The sequence below is a fragment of the Burkholderia sp. YIM B11467 genome (assembly GCF_052952715.1).
The window spans coordinates 146,602-167,396 of record NZ_JBQVSQ010000007.1; the positions used below are offsets into that span (position 1 = coordinate 146,602).

20 protein-coding genes are annotated in these 20,795 nt (G+C 68.7%); 13 read left to right on the forward strand and 7 right to left on the reverse strand.

What is annotated here, in order from left to right; genetic code table 11:
* The 4 genes from ACTRWB_RS23940 to ACTRWB_RS23955 form a co-directional block, all read left to right on the forward strand.
* Positions 1-629 (forward strand): hypothetical protein (locus tag ACTRWB_RS23940; protein ID WP_446903364.1); only part of this gene is annotated, 629 nt, incomplete at its 5' end.
* Positions 630-712: 83 nt separating this feature from the next.
* Positions 713-1,633, forward strand: a complete 921-nt coding sequence (locus tag ACTRWB_RS23945) for a biotin--[acetyl-CoA-carboxylase] ligase (protein WP_419685384.1) — start codon at positions 713-715, stop codon at positions 1,631-1,633.
* Positions 1,630-2,418 (forward strand): type III pantothenate kinase, encoded by a 789-nt coding sequence (locus tag ACTRWB_RS23950; RefSeq protein ID WP_446903365.1) that lies wholly within the window; start codon positions 1,630-1,632, stop codon positions 2,416-2,418. The genes ACTRWB_RS23945 and ACTRWB_RS23950 overlap by 4 nt, the downstream gene beginning before the upstream one ends.
* A gap of 251 nt (positions 2,419-2,669) precedes the next feature.
* Complete coding sequence (locus ACTRWB_RS23955; protein ID WP_446903366.1) at positions 2,670-2,912, forward strand: hypothetical protein; 243 nt, start codon at positions 2,670-2,672, stop codon at positions 2,910-2,912.
* Between the two features lie 16 nt (positions 2,913-2,928).
* Here the strand turns inward: ACTRWB_RS23955 and rfaE2 are convergent, their stop codons facing one another.
* The 6 genes from rfaE2 to ACTRWB_RS23985 form a co-directional block, all read right to left on the reverse strand.
* On the reverse strand, positions 2,929-3,414 hold the full coding sequence (rfaE2, locus tag ACTRWB_RS23960) for a D-glycero-beta-D-manno-heptose 1-phosphate adenylyltransferase (protein ID WP_446903367.1): 486 nt from the start codon (positions 3,412-3,414) through the stop codon (positions 2,929-2,931).
* 147 nt (positions 3,415-3,561) lie between these two features.
* A complete protein-coding gene (locus tag ACTRWB_RS23965; RefSeq protein ID WP_011353352.1) occupies positions 3,562-4,440 on the reverse strand; it encodes a diiron oxygenase in 879 nt (292 codons plus the stop codon).
* Between the two features lie 467 nt (positions 4,441-4,907).
* Positions 4,908-6,134 (reverse strand): patatin-like phospholipase family protein, encoded by a 1,227-nt coding sequence (locus ACTRWB_RS23970; RefSeq protein WP_446903368.1) that lies wholly within the window; start codon positions 6,132-6,134, stop codon positions 4,908-4,910.
* 24 nt (positions 6,135-6,158) lie between these two features.
* Complete coding sequence (locus ACTRWB_RS23975) at positions 6,159-6,908, reverse strand: PhaM family polyhydroxyalkanoate granule multifunctional regulatory protein (protein ID WP_446903369.1); 750 nt, start codon at positions 6,906-6,908, stop codon at positions 6,159-6,161.
* Positions 6,909-6,987: 79 nt separating this feature from the next.
* Positions 6,988-7,815: an enoyl-CoA hydratase/isomerase family protein gene (locus tag ACTRWB_RS23980; RefSeq protein ID WP_129513073.1), complete on the reverse strand. Its 828-nt coding sequence runs from the start codon at positions 7,813-7,815 to the stop codon at positions 6,988-6,990.
* A 106-nt stretch (positions 7,816-7,921) separates the two neighbouring features.
* Positions 7,922-8,914: a fumarylacetoacetate hydrolase family protein gene (locus ACTRWB_RS23985; protein ID WP_129513074.1), complete on the reverse strand. Its 993-nt coding sequence runs from the start codon at positions 8,912-8,914 to the stop codon at positions 7,922-7,924.
* 128 nt (positions 8,915-9,042) lie between these two features.
* On the opposite strand from ACTRWB_RS23985, the gene ACTRWB_RS23990 reads away from it, so the two are divergent.
* The 5 genes from ACTRWB_RS23990 to metH all read left to right on the forward strand — a co-directional run bounded on the left by ACTRWB_RS23990 (position 9,043) and on the right by metH (position 15,833).
* The gene (locus ACTRWB_RS23990; protein ID WP_129513075.1) at positions 9,043-9,909 is read left to right on the forward strand and encodes an IclR family transcriptional regulator; all 867 of its coding nucleotides are present in this window, start codon (positions 9,043-9,045) and stop codon (positions 9,907-9,909) included.
* 119 nt (positions 9,910-10,028) lie between these two features.
* Positions 10,029-11,300: a DUF3108 domain-containing protein gene (locus ACTRWB_RS23995; RefSeq protein WP_446903370.1), complete on the forward strand. Its 1,272-nt coding sequence runs from the start codon at positions 10,029-10,031 to the stop codon at positions 11,298-11,300.
* A 245-nt stretch (positions 11,301-11,545) separates the two neighbouring features.
* A complete protein-coding gene (locus tag ACTRWB_RS24000) occupies positions 11,546-11,803 on the forward strand; it encodes a BTH_I0359 family protein (RefSeq protein ID WP_006477667.1) in 258 nt (85 codons plus the stop codon).
* Positions 11,804-12,007: 204 nt separating this feature from the next.
* Positions 12,008-13,075 (forward strand): homocysteine S-methyltransferase family protein, encoded by a 1,068-nt coding sequence (locus ACTRWB_RS24005; RefSeq protein ID WP_129513077.1) that lies wholly within the window; start codon positions 12,008-12,010, stop codon positions 13,073-13,075.
* A gap of 40 nt (positions 13,076-13,115) precedes the next feature.
* On the forward strand, positions 13,116-15,833 hold the full coding sequence (gene metH, locus ACTRWB_RS24010; protein WP_446903371.1) for a methionine synthase: 2,718 nt from the start codon (positions 13,116-13,118) through the stop codon (positions 15,831-15,833).
* Positions 15,834-15,942: 109 nt separating this feature from the next.
* Here metH and ACTRWB_RS24015 read toward each other — a convergent pair whose 3' ends face one another.
* A complete protein-coding gene (locus ACTRWB_RS24015; protein WP_048251702.1) occupies positions 15,943-16,266 on the reverse strand; it encodes a DUF1840 domain-containing protein in 324 nt (107 codons plus the stop codon).
* Between the two features lie 199 nt (positions 16,267-16,465).
* Between ACTRWB_RS24015 and argS the strand changes: the two genes are divergently transcribed.
* From argS to ACTRWB_RS24035, 4 genes are all read left to right on the forward strand, one after another.
* Positions 16,466-18,247, forward strand: coding sequence for an arginine--tRNA ligase (argS, locus tag ACTRWB_RS24020; protein ID WP_446903372.1), 1,782 nt, complete (start codon positions 16,466-16,468; stop codon positions 18,245-18,247).
* Between the two features lie 89 nt (positions 18,248-18,336).
* A complete protein-coding gene (locus ACTRWB_RS24025; protein WP_446903373.1) occupies positions 18,337-19,239 on the forward strand; it encodes an SPOR domain-containing protein in 903 nt (300 codons plus the stop codon).
* A 69-nt stretch (positions 19,240-19,308) separates the two neighbouring features.
* Complete coding sequence (locus ACTRWB_RS24030) at positions 19,309-19,947, forward strand: thiol:disulfide interchange protein DsbA/DsbL (protein ID WP_193099223.1); 639 nt, start codon at positions 19,309-19,311, stop codon at positions 19,945-19,947.
* A 19-nt stretch (positions 19,948-19,966) separates the two neighbouring features.
* A complete protein-coding gene (locus tag ACTRWB_RS24035; protein WP_129513081.1) occupies positions 19,967-20,740 on the forward strand; it encodes an SDR family oxidoreductase in 774 nt (257 codons plus the stop codon).
* Positions 20,741-20,795: the final 55 nt, after the last annotated feature.

Genomic DNA, 20,795 nt, shown 5'->3' on the forward strand with positions numbered 1-20,795 from the left:
GGGGCGCGGGCGTGCGCGCCGGTCGATCGGCGCGCGCCAATGCCTTAACATGCAGCCTCACAATAAAATCTGAGAGAACTGCACCCATGTCCGATCGCCTGTCCCGGCTTCGCGCCGCCGTCGGCGCTGCTGCCATTTCCGTCGCCGCCGCCCCGCTCGTCGCACTCGCCGCGCCGCCCGCCCATCCCGACATCTTCAACGCCGCGCTCTGCAAGCCGCCGTTTACGTCGGACATGATGGATTCGATCTACAACACCGCGAAGGCAACCGATCCGAAGCCGGACGAGTCGATGCTCGGCGCCGCGGTCTTTCGTCTGCCGGAGCCGATCCACCGTGACGGCTTCACCACCCAGCACGTCGTGTTCGTCAGTACCGGGATCGGCGTGCTCATCGACGGCGAAGTCGCCGATCGGCTCGCCGCGCGCTACCAGCTCACGCCCGAGAAAGGCCACCTGCTGGGCGCGTCGTCGGTCGGCTATTCGCGCCGGTTGACGGTCCGCGGGCCGGGGGGCGCGCTGATCCTCGTGTCGGCCCGCCAGGGCCCGGCGCTGAAGGGCAAAACGCTGCTTGCCTGCGAAATGACGTCCGAAGAAGACATCAAGGCGCTCGAGCAGATGGAAAAGCACTAAGCGGCGGGGCGACACGCGTCGCCCTGCGGGTCGCGCGCACCGCCCGGCGCGCGACAACGCCCCCTGTCGCTACAATAGGCGCCATGAACGCCCCCACCTCCTCCGACACGCCCGATTCCGGCGACGCGCACATCGCGCGCAACCGGCTCGAGGCGCACCTGGACGCCGCGCCGCGCGCGTGGCCGCTCGACATCGTCGCCGCCACCGGCTCGACCAACGCCGACGTCGCGACGCGGCTCAAGGCGCTGCCGCGCAACGCGAATGCGTTGCCCGCGCCGCTCGTGCGCGTCGCGTTCGAGCAGACGGCCGGCCGCGGCCGGCAGGGCCGCCCGTGGTTCGCGCAGCCCGGCAATGCGCTGCTCTGCTCGGTCGGCTGCATCGTGCCGCGCCCCGTCGACGCGCTCGCCGGCCTCAGCATCGCGATCGGCGTCGCGCTCGCCGAAGGGCTGGCCGCGCTGCCGCTCGATGCCGGCATGCGCGTCGCGCTCAAATGGCCGAACGACCTGCTGCTGACGGCCCCCGGCGACGACACGCCGCGCATCGTCGGCAAGCTCGCCGGGATCCTGATCGAAACCGTCTGGACCACCGCCGACGCGACCGCCGTCGTGATCGGCTTCGGCATCAACGTGCGCGGCGCGGAAGCCGTCGCCGCGCAGGTCGACGCGCTGCGCGCGCGCGAAGCGACGCTCGCGAGCGGGCTGCCGCCCGCCGCGCTGTCGATCGCGTGCGCATCGGCCAATCTCACCGATACGCTCGCCGCGTCGCTGAACGCGCTCACGCCCGCGCTCGCGCAGTACGGCGCCGACGGGCTCGCGCCGTTCCTGCCGCGCTGGCACGCGCTGCACGCGTTCGCCGGCCGCGAAGTCGTCCTGCTGGAACAGGGCGTCGAACGCGTGCGCGGCATCGCGACGGGGATCGATGCGACCGGCCAGTTGCTGCTCGACACGCCGAACGGCGTGCAGGCGATCGCGGCCGGCGACGTGTCGCTGCGCGAGGCGCAATGAGCGAGCCGCACCTGCTGATCGACGCCGGCAACAGCCGGATCAAGTGGGCGCTCGCCGACGCGCGGCGCACGCTCGTCGATACGGGCGCATTCGGCCACACGCGCGACGGCGGCGCCGATCCCGACTGGTCGAACCTGCCGCGTCCGCGCGGCGCATGGATCTCGAACGTCGCGGGCGCCGACGTGGCCGCACGGCTCGACGCGCTGCTCGACGCCCGCTGGCCGGGCCTGCCGCGCACGACGATCCGCTCGCGCGCCGCACAATGCGGCGTGACGAACGGCTATACGACGCCCGAACAGCTCGGCAGCGACCGCTGGGCCGGCCTGATCGGCGCGCGCGCGGCATTTCCGGGCGAGCATCTGCTGATCGCGACGTTCGGCACCGCGACGACGCTCGAGGCGCTGCGCGCGGACGGCCGCTTCACGGGCGGGCTGATCGCGCCGGGCTGGGCGCTGATGATGCGCGCGCTCGGCACGCACACCGCGCAGTTGCCGACGCTGACCACCGACATCGCAAGCGGGCTGCTGGCGGGCGCGCAAGCCGAACCGTTCCAGGTCGACACACCGCGCTCGCTGTCGGCCGGCTGCCTGTACGCGCAGGCCGGGCTGATCGAACGCGCATGGCGCGACCTCGTCGACGCGTGGCAGGCGCCCGTGCGGCTCGTGCTGGCCGGCGGTGCGGCGGACGAAGTCGCGCGCGCGCTGACGGTCCCGCATACGCGGCACGACGCGCTGATCCTGTCCGGGCTCGCGCTGATCGCCGAGGACGCGACCGCGCAGGATTGACGGAAATTCGCCGGCTTCGCCGCCGCGGCGGCGGATTCGACGAACGCCCATGCAGGGCTTCGTCGCGGTGACGATGGGGAAGTGTGCGCCGCGGCGATACAGGCGGCAGGCCGTTCGCGCGGCCAGGATCGATGGGGTGTTGCCTGACTGTTGCGAACCGTCATGGAAGCAACGAAAGGGCCGGCAATGCGGCCGATCCGACTGAACGACGAAACGACTGAACGAAGGACCGACGAAAAGGAGTGTCGACGATGTTGCGCTGGCTGATCGCTGTTCTCTTTCTCGCCAACATGCTGGCGTTCGTGGTGGCGCGCGGCGTGTTCGGGCCGCTGCCGGCGGCCGGCCCGCGCGAACCCGGCGTGCTGTCGCGGCAGGTGCAGCCCGACGCGCTGCGCGTGACGCCGCTGGCGCAGGCGACCGACCAACCCGTCGTCGGCGGCCCGATCGTGCCGCCGGCCGTCACGGCCGCGCCGCTCGCGGCGCCCGCGCCCTGAACTCGTCAGGCCGCGCTCAGGACTGCTGCGCGCGCACCTTCTTCAGCAACGCGGTGGTCGAGCGGTCGTGCTCGAACGGAATCGCCAGCGCGCGGCCGCCCCAACCGCGCACGAGCGCCGATTCCGGCAGCGCATCCATGTCGTAGTCGCCGCCCTTCACGAGGATGTCCGGACGGACGGCCTCGATCAGCGACACCGGCGTCTTTTCCTCGAACTTCACGACCCAGTCGACGCTTTCCAGCGCCGCGAGCAGCGCCGCGCGGTCGTCCTCCCGGTTGATCGGCCGATCGTCGCCCTTGCCGAGCATGCGCACCGATGCATCGCTGTTCACGCCGACGATCAGGCGTGCGCCGAGCGCTTTCGCGTCGGCGAGATACGTGACGTGGCCACGGTGCAGGATGTCGAATACGCCGTTGGTGAACACGACGGGCGACGGCAGCGACGCGCGCAGGGCGACGAGGGCATCACGGGTGATCAGCTTGCGTTCGAAAGTGGCGGACATGATGGCGATCGGACGGAATGAGCAACGGCGCGCGCGGCGGACCTGACGGCAGGACGCGGCGGCGGCGCCAGATAAAAAGCCCGCCGGACCGGCCGGGCGGGCTTCATGCAACGGATGCGAAACGGCGCAACGCGGCGCCGTGCGGCCTCAGGCCGGCTGCGCGGCCGACGACGGGCCGCTCTCGGCCTGCAGGCGGCCGGTGACTTCCTTGCGATACCGGTTCAGTTCCTGCGCGGTCGCGAACGTGCGCTCGAACAGGATCGACAGGTTGTGCAGGATGCGCTCGACGACCTTCTTTTCCCACTCGCCGTCGAACCGGATCTGTTCGTCGAGCCAGCGCTCGAGCCATTCCGGATCGGGTAGGCGCGACTGCACGGTGTCGCGCGGGAACAGCGCCTGGTTCACGTGCAGGTTGGTCGGGTGCAGCGGCTTCTCGGTGCGGCGCGCCGACGCCATCAGCACGCCGATCTTCGCGAACGCGGCACGCGCGACGTCGCCGCAGTTGTTCAGCGCCTTCTTCATGTAGCGCAGGTACGCGCCGCCGTGGCGCGCTTCATCGCGCGAGATCGTTTCGTAGATCTGCTTGATGACGGGTTCGGTGTGCCAGTCGGCCGCGCAGCGATACCAGTGATTCAGGCGGATCTCGCCGCAGAAGTGCAGCATCAGCGTCTCGAGCGGCGGCGCCGGATCGAACTGGAAGCGCACCGCGTGCAGCTCCTCTTCGGTCGGCACCATTTCCGGCTTGAAGCGGCGCAGGTATTCCATCAGCACGAGCGAATGCTTCTGCTCCTCGAAGAACCACACGCTCATGAATGCGGAAAAGTCGCTGTCGTGCTGGTTGTCGCGCAGGAACATCTCCGTCGCGGGCAGCGCCGACCATTCGGTGATCGCGTTCATCTTGATCGTCTTCGCCTGCTCGTCGGTGAGCAGCGAAGCGTCGAACTTGTCCCACGGAATGTCCTTCTCCATGTCCCAGCGGACGGCTTCGAGCGACCTGTAAAGTTCCGGATAAAGCATCGTGTTCATGATGGTCCCACCCCTGTTCTGCGCAATGCGACTTCTCTAAACGTGACTGTTGCCGCGAAAGCGCACCGAGCGCGCTTTTTGCAGCCAAGACTGTAATTTTACGCGTGAAACCGACCCGCCGGACGCTGATTCCACGTCCGGCAGCCGGGCGGCCGCGCCGCCGCCGTTGCGGCATCCCGCCGCCCCGCACCGTTCGAACGGTGCCGGCCGCGCTTGCCTGAGTTGGGGGCCGGCGCTGGCCGGCTCGTTGGCGCCCCCGTCCCCTGCCCCAGGCGGGTTCCCGGCAGGGTTCCCGTGCGGATGCCGGATCGGCGGGCTGCTCGATATGGTGTATACGGCGGCGGCCATGATATCACGCGTACATGTCGGTTCCGAGACGCCTGCCGGCCCGCGCGCCGCCCATCGCGGTGCGGCGATCGGTCGCGGCCGACCGTCGCGAAAACACAACCTCGCGCGATCCACGCGCGTCAGACCCGTATTTCGCCCGTCGCGCGGCCGTCTTCCGGCGGCGTGCCGGCCGCCGGCGCGCTGCCGCCGTCCGCCAGCGCGATCCAGGCGGCGAGCGTGTCGCGCTGCGCGCGCCCGTCGCGGTAGCCGAGCTCGATCAGTTCGCGCGTGAACGCCTCCTCGAACAGCAGGTAGCTCGCGAACGACGCGCCGGCCGGCTGGCTGCCGCCGATCGCGCCGAGCAGCCCGCGCATCGTCGCCGGCATCTGCTTCAGGTGTTTCGCGGCGATCAGCTCGATGCGCTCGGACGGCGCGATCGCGAGCACGTCGACGTGCCGCCAGCCGCTGTCGACCTCGACCTGGTGCGGCAGGTGCTCGATCATCCGGTTGATGTGCTCGATCCGCTCGATGTCCGAGCCGATCGAGTCGAGGAACACGCTCGCGAGCACCTGCTGGCCGATCTGCGCGAGCGTCGGGTAGCCGCGCACCAGGCCCGCGCCGTTCGCGGCCGGAATCTCGGGCCGCGGGTCGGCCGCGCCGACCACGACGATCCGGTCCGCGCCGAAGTGGATCGCCGGCGACAGCGGCGCGATCTGCCGGATCGAACCGTCGCCGAAGTACTCGATCTGCCCGTCGAGCACGAGCGGCACGGCCGGGAACACGAACGGAATGGCCGACGACGCGAGCAGGTGCGACGCCGACAGGTCGACGAGCCGCGCGGTGCGCTGCGCGCGCCGCCACGCCTGGATCGGCTCGGCCGCCTGGTAGAACGTGAGGTGCCGGCCGCTCGAATAGCTGAGCGCCGTCACGGCGAGCGCGTGCAGCAGGCGCGCCTCGAGCATCTGCTCGATCCGGTGGAAGCTCAGTTCGCGGTGCAGCAGGTGCGCGAGCGGCGTGTTGTCGAGCAGCCCGCGCGGCGAGCGGCGGGACGCCCAGCCGAACGTCATCGCCGCGAGCCAGCGGGCGCCGGCGGCCGCGACGCCGAGCCAGTCGGTCCGATACACGTAGTCGGCACGCAGCGGCTCCCAGAATTCGAGCAGGCGCCGCACACCGTGCGAAAAGTCGTCCGCGTGGCTCGCGATCGACGTCGCGTTGATCGCGCCGGCCGACGAGCCGCACACGACCGCGAACGGCAGCGTGTGCCGTTGCGGATCGGCCTCGCGCGCGATCTCGGCCAGCGCCTTCAGCACGCCGACCTGGTAGGCGGCACGCGCGCCGCCTCCCATCAGAACAAGCGCGAGCCGCATGATCGACCTGCTATCTGCGCCGCGTCACGTCGAGCGCTTCGGCGGACGGGTTGCGGGCGACGACGCGGCTGCCGCGCGTGCCGCGGCCGAATCGGCCGGCTTCGCGCGCTTCGCCGCGGGCTTGCGCGGTGCGGCGGCAGCCGGCGCGGGCTTCGCGGCCGGCTCCGGCGGTGCGGTTGCCGCATCCGGCGGTGCGTCGCCCGGCGCCGCGGGCTGCATGCCCGGCTGCGCCATCGCGAGGCTCGCGAGCTGGTTGAACTGCGACTGCAGCAGGTTCCACCAGCCGGACGGGTCGAAGGCCTGCTGCGCGGCGTCGCCTTCCGGCGGCGCATCCGCGGCGGACGCGGAAGCCGCGGCGTCCGGCGATGTCGATGCGGCTTTCGCCGCCTGCGCCGCCGCGACGGCCGCTTCCTCGGCCGCCGACATCGAGCTTTGCGCGAACGCGCCGAACGCCCGCAGCGTCGCGAGCGTCGCACGCTGCACTTCGAGTGCCTGGATCGCGGACTGCAGCATCCCGAGATTGAGCTTCAGCCACTGCTCGACCGCGCGCAGATCGGTGATCCGCTTGTCGAGTTCCTCGACGCTCGTGAGCGGCGCCATCATGTCGGACATGCTCGACAGCGACGGCGGCAGCCCGTGCGCGGCGCCCGGAAACGACGCCATCCCGCCGAACGGCGACATCCGCATCATGTCCCACATCCGGTCCATCATGTCGGCGGGCTTGAAACCGGCAAAGCCGGCGAAAGGGTTGGAGCCGGAGGCATCGGTCGTCATACGGGCGTCCTGGTTGACTGGGGGAGCGAGGCGGCCGCCATGCGTCGCGCAGCCGCGCGTGGTTCGATCATAGCGCGCGTCAGAACGGCGCGTCGCCGGGGAAGTCGGGCGGGCGCCGCTCGCGCAGCGAACGGATGCCTTCCTGCACGTCGGGCCCCGAGAAGCCCATGAATTCGAGCGCGAGCGACGTATCGAAGGTCGGCCCGGCCGTGCGCAGCCAGTTGTTCAGCGCGTACTTGGTCCAGCGGATCGCCGATTGCGAACCGTGCGCGAGCCGCTCGGCCACTTCGTACGCCTTCGGCAGCAGGTCGGCCGGCTCGACCGCGAGCGACACCAGGCCGATCCGCTCGGCCTCCGCGCCGCTCACGGGCTCGCACAGCAGCAGGTAGTACTTCGCCTTCGCCATCCCGCACAGCAGCGGCCACACGATCGCCGCGTGGTCGCCAGCCGCGACGCCGAGCCGCGTATGGCCGTCGATGATGCGCGCATCCTTCGCGGCGATCGAGATGTCGGCGAGCAGCCCGGCGACGAGCCCCGCGCCGACGGCCGGGCCATGCATCGCCGACACGATCGGCTTGCTGCAGTTGATCACGTTGTACACGAGGTCGCGCGCCTCGCGCCACACGCGGGCGCGCACGTCGAAGTCGTTCGCCATGTCCTCGACGAGCGCGAGATCGCCGCCCGCCGAAAAGCCCTTGCCTTCGCCGCGGATCACCGCGACGCGCGTGTCGGGATCGCGGTCGACGTCGCGCCAGATGTCGGCCAGCTCGCGATGCATGCGCGCGTTCGCGGTCGCGAGACCGCTGCGGTTCGCGCCCTCGCCGCTCATCACGATGTCGAGCACGCCGTGGTCGCGGCGCGTCACCTTCAGTGCTTCGTAACCGCCGTACGCGGCGAGATCTGACATGGGCTGCTCCTATGCTTGATCGAGTGTAGCCAAGCCTGCGCGAGCAAACATCAGGCGAAACCCGGCGCGCGGGCCGGGATCGGGTTTCGCGCGGGCATTGCGTGGCTTAAGCCGCGCCGTCGGGCGGTGCGACCGACTGTTCGATCGCGCCGAAGATCGACTTGCCGGCCGCATCGAACATCTCGATGCGCACGGTGTCGCCGTAACGCATGAACTCCGTCTGCGGCGCGCCGTGTTCGATCGTCTCGAGGCAGCGCTTCTCGGCGATGCAGCAGTAGCCGCGCTTCGCGTCCTTGTTCGACACCGTGCCCGAGCCGACGATCGAGCCGGCGCGCAGGTTGCGCGTCTTCGCCGCGTGCGCGACCAGCTGGCCGAAGTGGAACACCATGTCGGTGCCCGCATCGGGCTGGCCGACCTTCTTGCCGTTCCAGTGCACGATCATCGGCCGGTGCACGCGGCCGTCGCGCCATTCGTCGCCGAGCTCGTCGGGCGTCACGGCGACCGGCGCGAACGCGGTGGCCGGCTTGCTCTGGAAGAAACCGAAGCCCTTCGCGAGCTCGGCCGGAATCAGGTTGCGCAGCGACACGTCGTTGACGAGCGTGACGAGCCGCACCGCCTTCAGTGCGTCGTCGGGCGAAACGCTCATCGGCACGTCGCCGGTGATCACCGCGACTTCCGCCTCGAAATCGATGCCCCACTCCTCGGACGGGCACACGACGTCGTCGCGCGCGCCGAGGAAATCGTCGCTGCCGCCCTGGTACATCAGCGGGTCGGTCCAGAACTCGGGCGGCATCTCCGCGCCGCGCGCGCGGCGCACGAGCTCGACGTGGTTCACGTACGCGGAGCCGTCCGCCCACTGGAACGCGCGCGGCAGCGGCGCCATGCAGTTGGCCGGATCGAACGTGAACGCGTTGCGCGCGCGGCCGTGGTTCAGTGCGTCGTACAGGTCGCGCAGCTGCGGCGCGTAGAACGCCCAGTCGTCGAGGACGCGCTGCAGCGTCGGCGCGATCGCGTCGGCGATCGCCGCGGTGTGCAGGTCGCGCGACACGACGATCAGCTGGCCGTCGCGCGTGCCGTCCTTCAGCGAAGCAAGTTTCATAGGGAGTTCTGCCGTTGTAGTGACGATGGAAGGAATCTATTTTACGATGGTGAATCCATGCGGCGCGCCACGATCGCGCACGCCGTCTTCGCTCCGATCCTTGCCGCATTTTCGCGCACCCGCTGCCCATGCCCGCCAACCCGCTTCCCGACGACGATCTCGCCGACTCCGACACCGATGACGCCGGCTCCGGCGAGCACGGCGAGAAGGTCCGTTCCGGCATCCAGTCGATCGAGGTCGGCTTCCGCCTGCTCGACGTGCTGACGAGCGAGCCGCGCGCGATGATGCTGCGCGACCTCGCGCAGCGCGCGGGCATGAGCCCTGCGAAGGCGCACCGCTATCTGGTCAGCTTCTCGCGGCTCGGCGTCGTGTCGCAGGACCCCGTCTCGGGCCGCTACGAACTCGGCGGCTTCGCGCTGCAGATGGGGCTCGCGCGGCTCGCGCGCGTCGACGGCGTGAAGCTCGCGCGGATCGCGCTGACCGAATTCCGCGACCGCCTCGACCAGACCGTCGGCATCGCGGTGTGGGGCAACCAGGGGCCGACGATCGTGCACTGGATGGAGTCGAGCCATCCGGCGAAGGCGTCGCTGAAGCTCGGCGACGTGATGCCGCTGCTCGGCTCCGCGACGGGGCTGCTGTTCGCCGCATACCTGCCGCGCGGCAAGACCGCCGCGATGCTCGAGCGCGAACTCGCGGATACGCGCCGCTCGCCGCACCACGGCGGCCCGCGCACGCTCGACGAGGTCGACGCGGTGCTCGCCGACGTGCGCGAACACGAGGCCGCGCGCGTCGAGGGGATGCTGCTGCCGACGATCCACGCGTTCTGCATGCCCGTGTTCGATGCGGTCGGCGAACTCGCGCTCGCGATCGTCGCGCTCGGGCAGGAAGGCTCGTTCGACATTGCGTGGGGCGGCGAGATCGACACGGCGCTGCGCGCGTGCGCGCGGAAACTGTCTTACGAACTCGGCTATAGTCCCGACGCGCGCGACGCCTGACTCGCGCGCGACACCCCGGTACACGCCGCGCACCGCGAACGCGCGGCGCATCCGACGGTCCGACTCCTGTGGCGCGCACTGCGCGCCCGACGTCACGCGCTCGCCCCGATCCTGTTCCGATGCCCATGCAGCCTGCCGACATTCGCCCGCGTCACGCCCTGCCCCGCCGCTGGCTGCGCGTGGGTATCGCGCTCGTCGTCGTGCTGGTGCTGCACGCGCTCGCCGCGCTCTGGCTGATGCGCAACCGCGATTCGTTCACGCCGCCCGCGCCCGCCGAAGTCCCCGTGCAGATCGAGCTGCTGAAGCCGCAACCGATCGAGCGCCAGCCCGCGCCGGCCGCGCCGAAGCCGGTCGAGCATCCGGCCGCGGCCGCGGCGGCCACGCCCAAGGCCGCCGCACCGAAACCCGCGCCTGAGCCCGTCCTCACATCGACACAGACCGCCGAGCACGCGGAGCCGCCACCGGCCGCCGCATCCGCGGCAAGCGGCGTACCCGGCGCATCGGGCACATCGGGCGCGCACGCCGCGTCGGCCGCCGGCGCCGCCAGTGCCGTGACGCCGGGCCCCGCGACGAACGGCGTGAAGTTCTCCGCGCCGCCGTCCGGCGACCTGCAGTACGACACGTTCTACAACGGGATGCAGAACATGATCGGCACGATCCACTGGCGCACCGACGGACGCACCTACGACCTGTCGGTATCGATGCCCGTGCCGTTCGTCGGCCCGTTCAACTATCGCAGCGAAGGCCGCATCGACGCATTCGGCGTCGCGCCCGACCGTTACGTCGAGAAGCGCGGCAAGCGGCCGGAAGACATCGCGATCTTCAACCGCGAGATCCGGCAGGTCGTGTTTACGCGCACGCCGAACAACGCGCCGCTGCCCGACGGCGTGCAGGACCGCTTCAGCATGCTGATGCAGTTGTCGGGGCTCGTGCGCGGCAATCCCGCCGCCTACAAGCCGGGCGTCACGCAGCAGTTCTTCGTGATCGACAACAACAGCGGCGAGACCTGGCCGATCACGGTGATCGGCGACGAGCAGGTGCAGACACAAGCCGGTATCATCAATGCGCGGCACTTCATGCGCCTGCCGCGCCGCGACGGCGACACGCGCCGCATCGACATGTGGCTCGCGCCGTCGCTCGACTGGCTGCCAGCACGGCTCGTGCAGACCGAGCCGAGCGGCGCGCAGATCGAACTGCTGTGGCACGGCCGGATCGCGGCGCCGGGCGCGCCGTCCGATGCCGCGCCGGCAGGCGGCGCAACGAACCCGCCCGCCGCCGCCGCGGCGCCCGACACATCAACCGACGAACCGGCACAACCCGCGCAGCCGGCCGTCGTGCAACCGCCGGCACAACCGGCTGCACCGCCCGCATCGTCACCGGCTGCACCGTGAATGAACGCCCGCGATTCGGCAATTTCGACCGATTACAGATTTCCGCGAAATGGCCGATGACACTCTTTAACAACTATTTCCGTACACCGGCAGACAATAAGAAACGTTTCATAGACATCGGCTTCTAACCGATACACCCTACACAACGGGAACAGGGTGTGCAGCGCAAGCCCCTTGAAACCGGCAAGGCTCGCCCCACCTAGGGGACAACAAGGCCAGATGCCACTGCGAAGAGGAGTGCCGCCATGCAAATGATCTACAACAGCCCCAACTACTGCGTCGTCGAATTCGCGCCGCAGGCCGGCCACCATCTGATGAATGCCGGTGGGTACGAAATCGTCGACAAGAACGCGCAGCGCGAAATCTTCATCGACGGCGAACTTGCCGAACGCTTCCGCGCACACGTGAAACAGCTGATCGAGGATGAACCGTCGCTCGACGAAGTCGACGAATTCCTCGGACAATTCGACAGCCTGATGATGATGCCGGTCGTGCTGCACTGACGACCTCAGCCCGGCACCTCGCGCGGCCGGGCCATTCGCCGCGCACCGACGCGGCGCCGCGAGCACTCCGATCATGCCCCCGCCCGGTTCGCCGCGCGGGGGTTTTCATTTGGCGGGCACGCCGCCGGCGCCGCGCAAGGCCGGGCGACGGCCAGGCGCACCGGCTACAATGACGGTTTTCCCGTCTTCGCCGGTCCATCGCCCATGTCTGCGACTCCTCTCGCCGCTTCCGCCCCGCTCGACGCGCGCTACACGCGCGGCGCCGCACTGCCCGCGCTGCTGAAATCGCGCATCCTGATCCTCGACGGCGCGATGGGCACGATGATCCAGCGCTACAAGCTCGACGAAGCCGCGTATCGCGGCGAGCGCTTCAAGGATTTCCCGCGCGACATCAAGGGCAACAACGAGCTGCTGTCGCTCACGCAGCCGCAGATCATCGGCGAGATCCACGACCAGTACTTCGCCGCCGGCGCCGACATCGTCGAGACCAACACGTTCGGCGCGACGACCGTCGCGCAGGCCGACTACGGGATGGAAGATCTCGTCGTCGAGATGAACGTCGAATCGGCGCGGCTCGCGCGCGAATCGGCCGCGAAATACGCGACGCCCGACAAACCGCGCTTCGTCGCGGGTGCGATCGGGCCGACGCCGAAGACGGCGAGCATCTCGCCGGACGTCAACGATCCGGGCGCGCGCAACGTCACGTTCGACGAACTGCGCACCGCGTACTACCAGCAGGCGAAGGCGCTGCTCGACGGCGGCGTCGATCTGTTCCTCGTCGAGACGATCTTCGACACGCTGAACGCGAAAGCCGCGCTGTTCGCGCTCGACGAGCTGTTCGAAGACACCGGCGAGCGCCTGCCGATCATGATCTCGGGCACCGTCACCGACGCGTCCGGCCGGATCCTGTCGGGCCAGACGGTCGAGGCATTCTGGAATTCGCTGCGCCACGCGAAGCCGCTCACGTTCGGCCTGAACTGCGCGCTCGGCGCGGCGCTGATGCGCCCGTACATCGCCGAGCTCGCGAAGCTGTGCGACACCTACGTGTCGTGCTACCCGAACGCGGGCCTGCCGAACCCGATGAGCGACACCGGCTTCGACGAAACGCCTGACGTCACGTCGGGCCTGCTGAAGGAATTCGCGCAGGCCGGGCTCGTGAACCTCGCGGGCGGCTGCTGCGGCACGACGCCCGAGCACATCGCCGAGATCGCGAAGGCGCTCGCCGACGTGAAGCCGCGCCGCTGGCCGAACCAGTACAGCGACAACGCCTGACCCGACCGCCCACGCCCTTCATTACACGAATTCGCACACCATGACCGATCACATGATGCGCCTTGCCGGCCTCGAGCCGTTCAACGTCACGTCCGGAACGCTTTTCATCAACGTCGGTGAACGCACCAACGTCACCGGCTCGAAGGCGTTCGCGCGAATGATCCTCAACGGCCAGTTCGACGACGCGCTGGCCGTCGCGCGCCAGCAGGTCGAGAACGGCGCGCAGGTGATCGACATCAACATGGACGAGGCGATGCTCGATTCGAAGGCGGCGATGGTGCGCTTCCTGAACCTGATCGCGTCGGAGCCGGACATCGCGCGCGTGCCGATCATGATCGACTCGTCGAAGTGGGACGTGATCGAGGCCGGCCTCAAGTGCGTGCAGGGCAAGGCGATCGTGAACTCGATCTCGCTGAAGGAAGGCGAGGAAGCGTTCCGCCACCACGCGAGCCTGATCCGCCGCTATGGCGCGGCCGCCGTCGTGATGGCGTTCGACGAGACGGGCCAGGCCGATACGTACGCGCGCAAGACGGAGATCTGCAAGCGCTCGTACGACTTCCTCGTGAACGAAGTCGGCTTCCCGCCGGAAGACATCATCTTCGACCCGAACATCTTCGCGGTCGCGACCGGCATCGAGGAACACAACAACTACGCGGTCGACTTCATCGAGGCGACCCGCTGGATCAAGCAGAACCTGCCGTACGCGAAGGTGAGCGGCGGCGTGTCGAACGTGTCGTTCTCGTTCCGCGGCAACGACCCGGTGCGTGAGGCGATCCACACCGTGTTCCTGTACCACGCGATCCAGGCGGGGATGGACATGGGCATCGTGAACGCGGGCCAGCTCGGCGTGTATGCCGATCTCGACGCAGAGCTGCGCGAGCGCGTCGAGGACGTGATCCTGAACCGCCGCGACGATTCCACCGACCGCCTGCTCGAGATCGCCGACAAGTTCAAGGTCGGCGGCGCGAAGAAGGAAGAGAACCTCGAGTGGCGCAACCAGCCGGTCGAGAAGCGGCTCTCGCACGCACTCGTGCACGGCATCACGACCTTCATCGTCGAGGATACCGAGGAAGTGCGCGCGAAGATCGACGCGGCGGGCGGCCGCCCGATCAACGTGATCGAAGGCCCGCTGATGGACGGGATGAACATCGTCGGCGACCTGTTCGGCCAGGGCAAGATGTTCCTGCCGCAGGTCGTGAAGTCGGCGCGCGTGATGAAGCAGGCCGTCGCGCACCTGATCCCGTTCATCGAGGAAGAAAAACGCCTGCTCGCGGAAGCGGGCGGCGACGTGCGCGCAAAAGGCAAGATCGTCATCGCGACCGTGAAGGGCGACGTGCACGACATCGGCAAGAACATCGTGTCGGTCGTGCTCCAGTGCAACAACTTCGAAGTGGTCAACATGGGCGTGATGGTCCCGTGCAACGAGATCCTCGCGAAAGCAAAGGTCGAAGGCGCGGACATCATCGGGCTGTCGGGCCTCATCACGCCGAGCCTCGAGGAAATGGCCTACGTCGCGTCCGAAATGCAGCGCGACGACTACTTCCGCGTGAAGAAGATCCCGCTGCTGATCGGCGGCGCGACCACGTCGCGCGTGCACACGGCCGTGAAGATCGCGCCGCACTACGAAGGCCCGGTCGTCTACGTGCCCGATGCGTCGCGCTCGGTGTCGGTCGCGTCGAGCCTGCTGTCGGACGAAGGCGCGACGAAGTACCTCGACGAGCTGAAGTCCGATTACGAACGCATCCGCGACCAGCACGCAAACCGCAAGGTGCAGCCGATGGTCACGCTGGCCGAAGCGCGCGCGAACAAGGCGAAGATCGACTGGGCGAACACCACGCCCGCGAAACCGAAGTTCATCGGCCGCCGCGTGTTCAAGAACTACGACCTGAACGATCTCGCGAACTACATCGACTGGGGCCCGTTCTTCCAGACGTGGGATCTCGCGGGCCCGTACCCGGCGATCCTGAACGACGAGATCGTCGGCGAATCGGCGCGACGCGTGTTCTCCGACGCGAAATCGATGCTCGCGCGCCTGATCCAGGGCCGCTGGCTGACCGCGAACGGCGTGATCGCGCTGCTGCCGGCGAACACCGTCAACGACGACGACATCGAGATCTACAGCGACGAGTCGCGCTCGGAAGTGCTGCTCACGTGGCGCAACCTGCGCCAGCAGAGCGTGCGTCCGGTGGTCGACGGCGTGATGCGGCCGAACCGCTCGCTCGCCGACTTCATCGCGCCGAAGGAATCGGGCGTCGCCGACTACATCGGGATGTTCGCGGTGACGGCCGGCCTCGGCGTCGACGTGAAGGAAAAGCAGTTCGAAGCCGACCACGACGACTACAGCGCGATCATGCTGAAGGCGCTCGCCGACCGCTTCGCGGAAGCGCTCGCGGAAGCGATGCACGCGCGCGTGCGACGCGAGCTGTGGGGCTATGCGAACGGCGAAACGCTCGACAACGACGCGCTGATCGCCGAGAAGTACGCGGGCATCCGCCCGGCGCCCGGCTACCCGGCCTGCCCCGACCACCTCGTGAAGCGCGACATGTTCGACGTGCTGCGCGCCGACGAGATCGGCATGAGCGTGACCGACTCGCTGGCGATGCTGCCGGCCGCAAGCGTGTCGGGCTTCTACCTCGCGAACCCGGACAGCCGGTATTTCTCCGTCGGGAAAATCGGGCAGGATCAACTCGAGGACTACGCGCAGCGCATGGCGCTGTCGCTCGACGACGCGCGCCGCGCGCTCGCGCCGCAGCTCTGAGCGGCGCCGGCGGGCGCCCCCGCCCGTTTGGTCAGACAAAAAGAAAAAGCCCGCTCGAAAGCGGGCTTTTTCCTGCCTTTCCGACCCGCTTACCGCCGGGCAAGGAAGCTCAGAAACCCCAGTGCACGTCGGCCTCGCCGGCCTTCGCTTCGCGCAGCATCATCAGGAACGGCGCGACGCGCTGTGCCAGGTTCGGCGGCACTTCATGGTGCGCATGGTCGGCTTCGTCTTCGTGGAAATGGCCGGCGTGCTCGGCGCGCTCCTGCTTCGCCTGCGCAACCGCCCCTTCCAGCTTCGCGATCGCGCTGTCCAGTTCGTCGTGCGTAATCACGCCGCGCTCGCCCAGCTGCTTGCCGACGAGGCTCAACACATATACGGCGAAATCCTTCAGCACGTCGAGATCCTGTGCCGCCTTGCTCTTGAACGTAATCATGACTATTCCCTTTTCTCTTGTTGTGCCTGCGCGATGCCGTTGGGGAACGCCGGCAGACCGGCGCCCGGCCTCGCGGACACGGGCCGCCTGATCGGCATATTAGCACCTGTTAAAATTCTGCGATCCCTGAAACGCGCGCTTAAAAAGCGCGCCGGCGGGCCGGCGTTTCCGGCCGCCACCAACCAAGCCTTCTACCAGCATGCTGCCAGCACACAAACAGACCCTCGAAGCCCTGCTCGCGGATAGCGTCAAGCAGGTCGCACACGCGCTGAAAGGCGCCGACGCGGCGTTCGTCGCCCCGGCCATCACGCTGGAGCGCCCGAAGGTCGCCGCGCACGGCGACGTCGCGTGCAACGTCGCGATGCAGCTCGCCAAGCCGCTCGGCGCGAACCCGCGCCAGCTCGCCGAGCAGATCGTCGCCGCGCTCAACGCGCAGCCGGCCGCGCAAGGGCTCGTCGAAGCCGCCGAAATCGCCGGCCCCGGCTTCATCAACCTGCGCCTGTCGGCCGCCGCGAAACAGGCGGTGATCGCCGCCGTGTTCGCCCAGGGCCGCGCGTTCGGCACGTCGGATCGCGAGAAAGGCAAGCAGGTGCTGCTCGAATTCGTGTCGGCGAACCCGACCGGCCCGCTGCACGTCGGCCACGGCCGCCAGGCCGCGCTCGGCGACGTGCTCGCGAACGTGATCGCGAGCCAGGGCTACGCGGTGCACCGCGAGTTCTACTACAACGATGCGGGCGTGCAGATCGGCAACCTCGCGATCTCGACCCAGGCGCGCGCGCGCGGCCTGAAGCCGGGCGACGCGGGCTGGCCGGAAGCCGCGTACAACGGCGAATACATCGCCGACATCGCACGCGACTACCTGAACGGCGAAACGGTCGCCGCGTCCGACGGCGAACCGGCGAAGGGCACGGGCGACGTCGAGGATCTCGACGCGATCCGCAAGTTCGCGGTGACGTACCTGCGTCGCGAGCAGGACATGGACCTGCAGGCGTTCGGCGTGAAGTTCGACCAGTACTACCTCGAGTCTTCGCTGTACAGCGAAGGCCGCGTCGAGAAGACGGTCGACGCGCTGATCAAGGCCGGCATGACCTACGAGCAGGACGGCGCGCTGTGGCTGCGCACGACCGACGAAGGCGACGACAAGGATCGCGTGATGCGCAAGTCGGACGGCACCTACACGTACTTCGTGCCGGACGTGGCGTACCACGTGGCGAAGTGGGAGCGCGGCTTCACGAAGGTGATCAACATCCAGGGCTCGGACCACCACGGCACGATCGCGCGCGTGCGCGCCGGCCTGCAGGGGCTGCACGTCGGGATCCCGAAGGGCTATCCCGACTACGTGCTGCACAAGATGGTCACCGTGATGCGCGACGGCCAGGAAGTGAAGCTCTCGAAGCGCGCGGGCAGCTACGTGACGGTGCGCGACCTGATCGAATGGTCGGGCGGCGCGGCGCCGGGCCAGGAAGCGGCACCCGACCTGATCGACGAGGCGACCATCACGCGCGGCCGCGACGCGGTGCGTTTCTTCCTGATCTCGCGCAAGGCCGATACCGAGTTCGTGTTCGACATCGATCTCGCGCTGAAACAGAACGACGAAAACCCGGTCTATTACGTCCAGTACGCGCATGCGCGGATCTGCTCGGTGCTCAACGAACTGAAGTCGCGCTACAACGTCGACGTCGCGCAGCTGCCGGGCGCCGACCTGTCGCAGCTCACGAGCGCGCAGGCCGCGTCGCTGATGCAGAAGCTCGCCGAGTACCCGGACATGCTCACGCACGCGGCGAACGAGCTGGCGCCGCACGCGGTCGCGTTCTACCTGCGCGATCTCGCTGGCGAATTCCACTCGTTCTACAATGCGGAGCGCGTGCTGGTCGACGACGAAGCGCCGCGCAATGCGCGCGCCGCGCTGCTCGCCGCGACCCGGCAGGTGCTCGAGAACGGTCTGGCGGTGCTCGGCGTATCCGCGCCCGCCAAGATGTAAGGATGTAAGCGGCCCGAACCGGGCAGCGAATGGCCGCGGCAGCGCCCGCCGCGGCCTTTTCACGATTCTTTTTGCAGGTGACTCAAGCAATGGCACAACCACGCCGAACTTCGAAGCAATCGAAACAAGCCGGAGGAACATTTCTTGGAATCGTGCTGGGCCTGATCGTCGGCCTCGCAATTGCCGTGGTGGTGGCGCTCTACATCACGCGTTCGCCGTCTCCGTTCGTGTCGAAGGTCGCGCCGCCGCCGGCCGACGCCGGCGCGAGCCAGCCGCAGCAGTTCGACCCGAACCGCGCGCTGCAGGGCAAGACGCCCGGCCAGCCGGTGCCGCAGGCCGCGCAACCCGCGCCGCCCAACACCGCGCCCGGCCAGGCCGCGAACCAGACCCAGGGCGGCCTGCTCCCCGAGCCGCAGATCGTCGAAGTGCCGCCGTCGGCCAATGGTTCGAACGGTTCGAACAGCACCGGCAGCTCGAACAGCACGACCGCGTCGAACAATCCGTCGTCGAACAACGGCGTCGCCGTCGCGCCAAAGCCGGCCGACAACACGCCGCCGAAGAAGACGCCGCCGGCGCAGCAGCAGCAACAGCAGCAGGCAGGCGAGGACGACCTCGCGCGCTTTGCCGCGCAGAAGCAGGCGCAGCAAGCCGCCGCGCAAAAGCAGCAACAGCAGGTGGCCGCCAACACGCCGAAACCGACGTCGTCGGCCACGGCCGCCGCGGCAGCGAAGCCGCCGACCGCGAGCGACGCGAATACCGGCTACTTCCTGCAGGTCGGCGCGTACAAGACCGAAGGCGATGCCGAGCAGCAGCGCGCGCGCCTCGGCTTCCAGGGCTTCGAGTCGAAGGTGTCGAAGCGCGACGTCAGCGGCGTGACCTATTTCCGCGTGCGCGTCGGCCCGTTCTCGAAGTTCGAGGATATGAACTCGGCCCGTCAGCGCCTGTCCGATGCAGGTGTCGACACGGCAGTGATCCGCTTCACGAAGCAGTGAGCCGCCGGCCGAGCCCACGCAGAACCCGCTACGTTTCGCAACCCGAGCAACTGATTCGACGTTCACAACATGAAAAAACTGCTTAGCACGCTCCTTCTGTCCCTGGGCCTCGCGGCCGGCTTCGCCCAGGCTTCGCCCGCCGCGCCGGTCGCCGGCAAGGACTTCGAGGTGATGAAGTCGCCGCAGCCGGTGTCCGCACCGGCCGGCAAGGTCGAGGTGATCGAGTTCTTCTGGTACGGCTGCCCGCACTGCTACGAATTCGAGCCGACGATCGAGGCCTGGGTGAAGAAGCAAGGCGACAAGATCGACTTCAAGCGCGTGCCGGTCGCCTTCCGTGACGATTTCGTCCCGCACTCGAAGCTGTACTACGCGGTGTCCGCGCTCGGCATCTCCGAGAAGGTCACGCCGGCGATCTTCAACGCGATCCACAAGCAGAAGAATTACCTGCTGACGCCGCAGGCGCAGGCCGACTTCCTGGCCACGCAGGGTGTCGACAAGAAGCAGTTCATGGACGCGTACAACTCGTTCAGCGTGCAGGGCGAGGTGAACCAGTCGGCCAAGCTGCTGAAGGACTACGCGATCGACGGCGTGCCGACGGTCGTCATCCAGGGCAAGTACAAGACGGGCCCCGCTTACACGAACAGCATCCCGGGTACGGCCCAGGTGCTCGACTTCCTCGTGAAGCAGGTTCAGGACAAGAAGCTCTGATCCCCGCCCGCGCGCCGGCATGACTACTCCGCTGAAGGTCTTCATCACCGGCGCGTCGAGCGGCCTCGGCCTCGCGATGGCCGAGGAATACGCCCGTCAGGGCGCCACGCTCGCGCTCGTCGCGCGCCGCACCGATGCGCTCGATGCGTTCGCGCGGCGGTTCCCGAAGCTGTCCATCTCCGTCTATTCCGCCGACGTGCGCGATGCCGACGCGCTCGCGACGGCCGCCGCGTCATTCATCGCGACGCACGGCTGTCCCGACGTCGTGATCGCGAACGCGGGCATCAGCCAGGGCGCCGTCACCGGCCAGGGCGATCTCGCGACGTTCCGCGACGTGATGGACATCAACTACTACGGGATGGTCGCGACGTTCGAGCCGTTCGTCGGCCCGATGACGGCTTCACGCCACGGCACGCTGGTCGGCGTCGCGAGCGTCGCCGGCGTGCGCGGCCTGCCCGGCTCCGGCGCGTACAGCGCGTCGAAATCGGCCGCGATCAAGTATCTCGAATCGCTGCGCGTCGAGCTGCGTGCCGCCGGTGTCGGCGTCGTGACGATCGCGCCCGGCTACATCCGCACGCCGATGACCGCGCACAACCCGTACCGGATGCCGTTCCTGATGGACGCCGACCGCTTCGCCGCGCGCGCGGCGCGTGCGATCGCGCGGCAGCACGCGTTCCGCGTGATTCCGTGGCAGATGGGCGTCGTCGCGAAGGTGCTGCACGTGCTGCCGCGCTGGCTCTACGACCGCCTGTTCGAGAAGGCGCCGCGCAAGCCGAAGGCCGGCGCGCACTGACACACCGGCGGCCCGGCCCGCGCGACACGCGCCGGGCCGTATCGCCGCCTCGAAG

Bases quoted from the DNA above. Each gene is read 5' to 3' on its own strand.
- ACTRWB_RS23945 (WP_419685384.1), top strand. From the start codon at position 713: ATGAACGCCCCCACCTCCTCCGACACGCCCGATTCCGGCGACGCGCAC.
- ACTRWB_RS23950 (WP_446903365.1), top strand. From the start codon at position 1,630: ATGAGCGAGCCGCACCTGCTGATCGACGCCGGCAACAGCCGGATCAAG.
- ACTRWB_RS23955 (WP_446903366.1), top strand. From the start codon at position 2,670: ATGTTGCGCTGGCTGATCGCTGTTCTCTTTCTCGCCAACATGCTGGCG.
- rfaE2 (WP_446903367.1), bottom strand. From the start codon at position 3,414: ATGTCCGCCACTTTCGAACGCAAGCTGATCACCCGTGATGCCCTCGTC.
- ACTRWB_RS23965 (WP_011353352.1), bottom strand. From the start codon at position 4,440: ATGAACACGATGCTTTATCCGGAACTTTACAGGTCGCTCGAAGCCGTC.
- ACTRWB_RS23970 (WP_446903368.1), bottom strand. From the start codon at position 6,134: ATGCGGCTCGCGCTTGTTCTGATGGGAGGCGGCGCGCGTGCCGCCTAC.
- ACTRWB_RS23975 (WP_446903369.1), bottom strand. From the start codon at position 6,908: ATGACGACCGATGCCTCCGGCTCCAACCCTTTCGCCGGCTTTGCCGGT.
- ACTRWB_RS23980 (WP_129513073.1), bottom strand. From the start codon at position 7,815: ATGTCAGATCTCGCCGCGTACGGCGGTTACGAAGCACTGAAGGTGACG.
- ACTRWB_RS23985 (WP_129513074.1), bottom strand. From the start codon at position 8,914: ATGAAACTTGCTTCGCTGAAGGACGGCACGCGCGACGGCCAGCTGATC.
- ACTRWB_RS23990 (WP_129513075.1), top strand. From the start codon at position 9,043: ATGCCCGCCAACCCGCTTCCCGACGACGATCTCGCCGACTCCGACACC.
- ACTRWB_RS23995 (WP_446903370.1), top strand. From the start codon at position 10,029: ATGCCCATGCAGCCTGCCGACATTCGCCCGCGTCACGCCCTGCCCCGC.
- ACTRWB_RS24000 (WP_006477667.1), top strand. From the start codon at position 11,546: ATGCAAATGATCTACAACAGCCCCAACTACTGCGTCGTCGAATTCGCG.
- ACTRWB_RS24005 (WP_129513077.1), top strand. From the start codon at position 12,008: ATGTCTGCGACTCCTCTCGCCGCTTCCGCCCCGCTCGACGCGCGCTAC.
- metH (WP_446903371.1), top strand. From the start codon at position 13,116: ATGACCGATCACATGATGCGCCTTGCCGGCCTCGAGCCGTTCAACGTC.
- ACTRWB_RS24015 (WP_048251702.1), bottom strand. From the start codon at position 16,266: ATGATTACGTTCAAGAGCAAGGCGGCACAGGATCTCGACGTGCTGAAG.
- argS (WP_446903372.1), top strand. From the start codon at position 16,466: ATGCTGCCAGCACACAAACAGACCCTCGAAGCCCTGCTCGCGGATAGC.
- ACTRWB_RS24025 (WP_446903373.1), top strand. From the start codon at position 18,337: ATGGCACAACCACGCCGAACTTCGAAGCAATCGAAACAAGCCGGAGGA.
- ACTRWB_RS24030 (WP_193099223.1), top strand. From the start codon at position 19,309: ATGAAAAAACTGCTTAGCACGCTCCTTCTGTCCCTGGGCCTCGCGGCC.
- ACTRWB_RS24035 (WP_129513081.1), top strand. From the start codon at position 19,967: ATGACTACTCCGCTGAAGGTCTTCATCACCGGCGCGTCGAGCGGCCTC.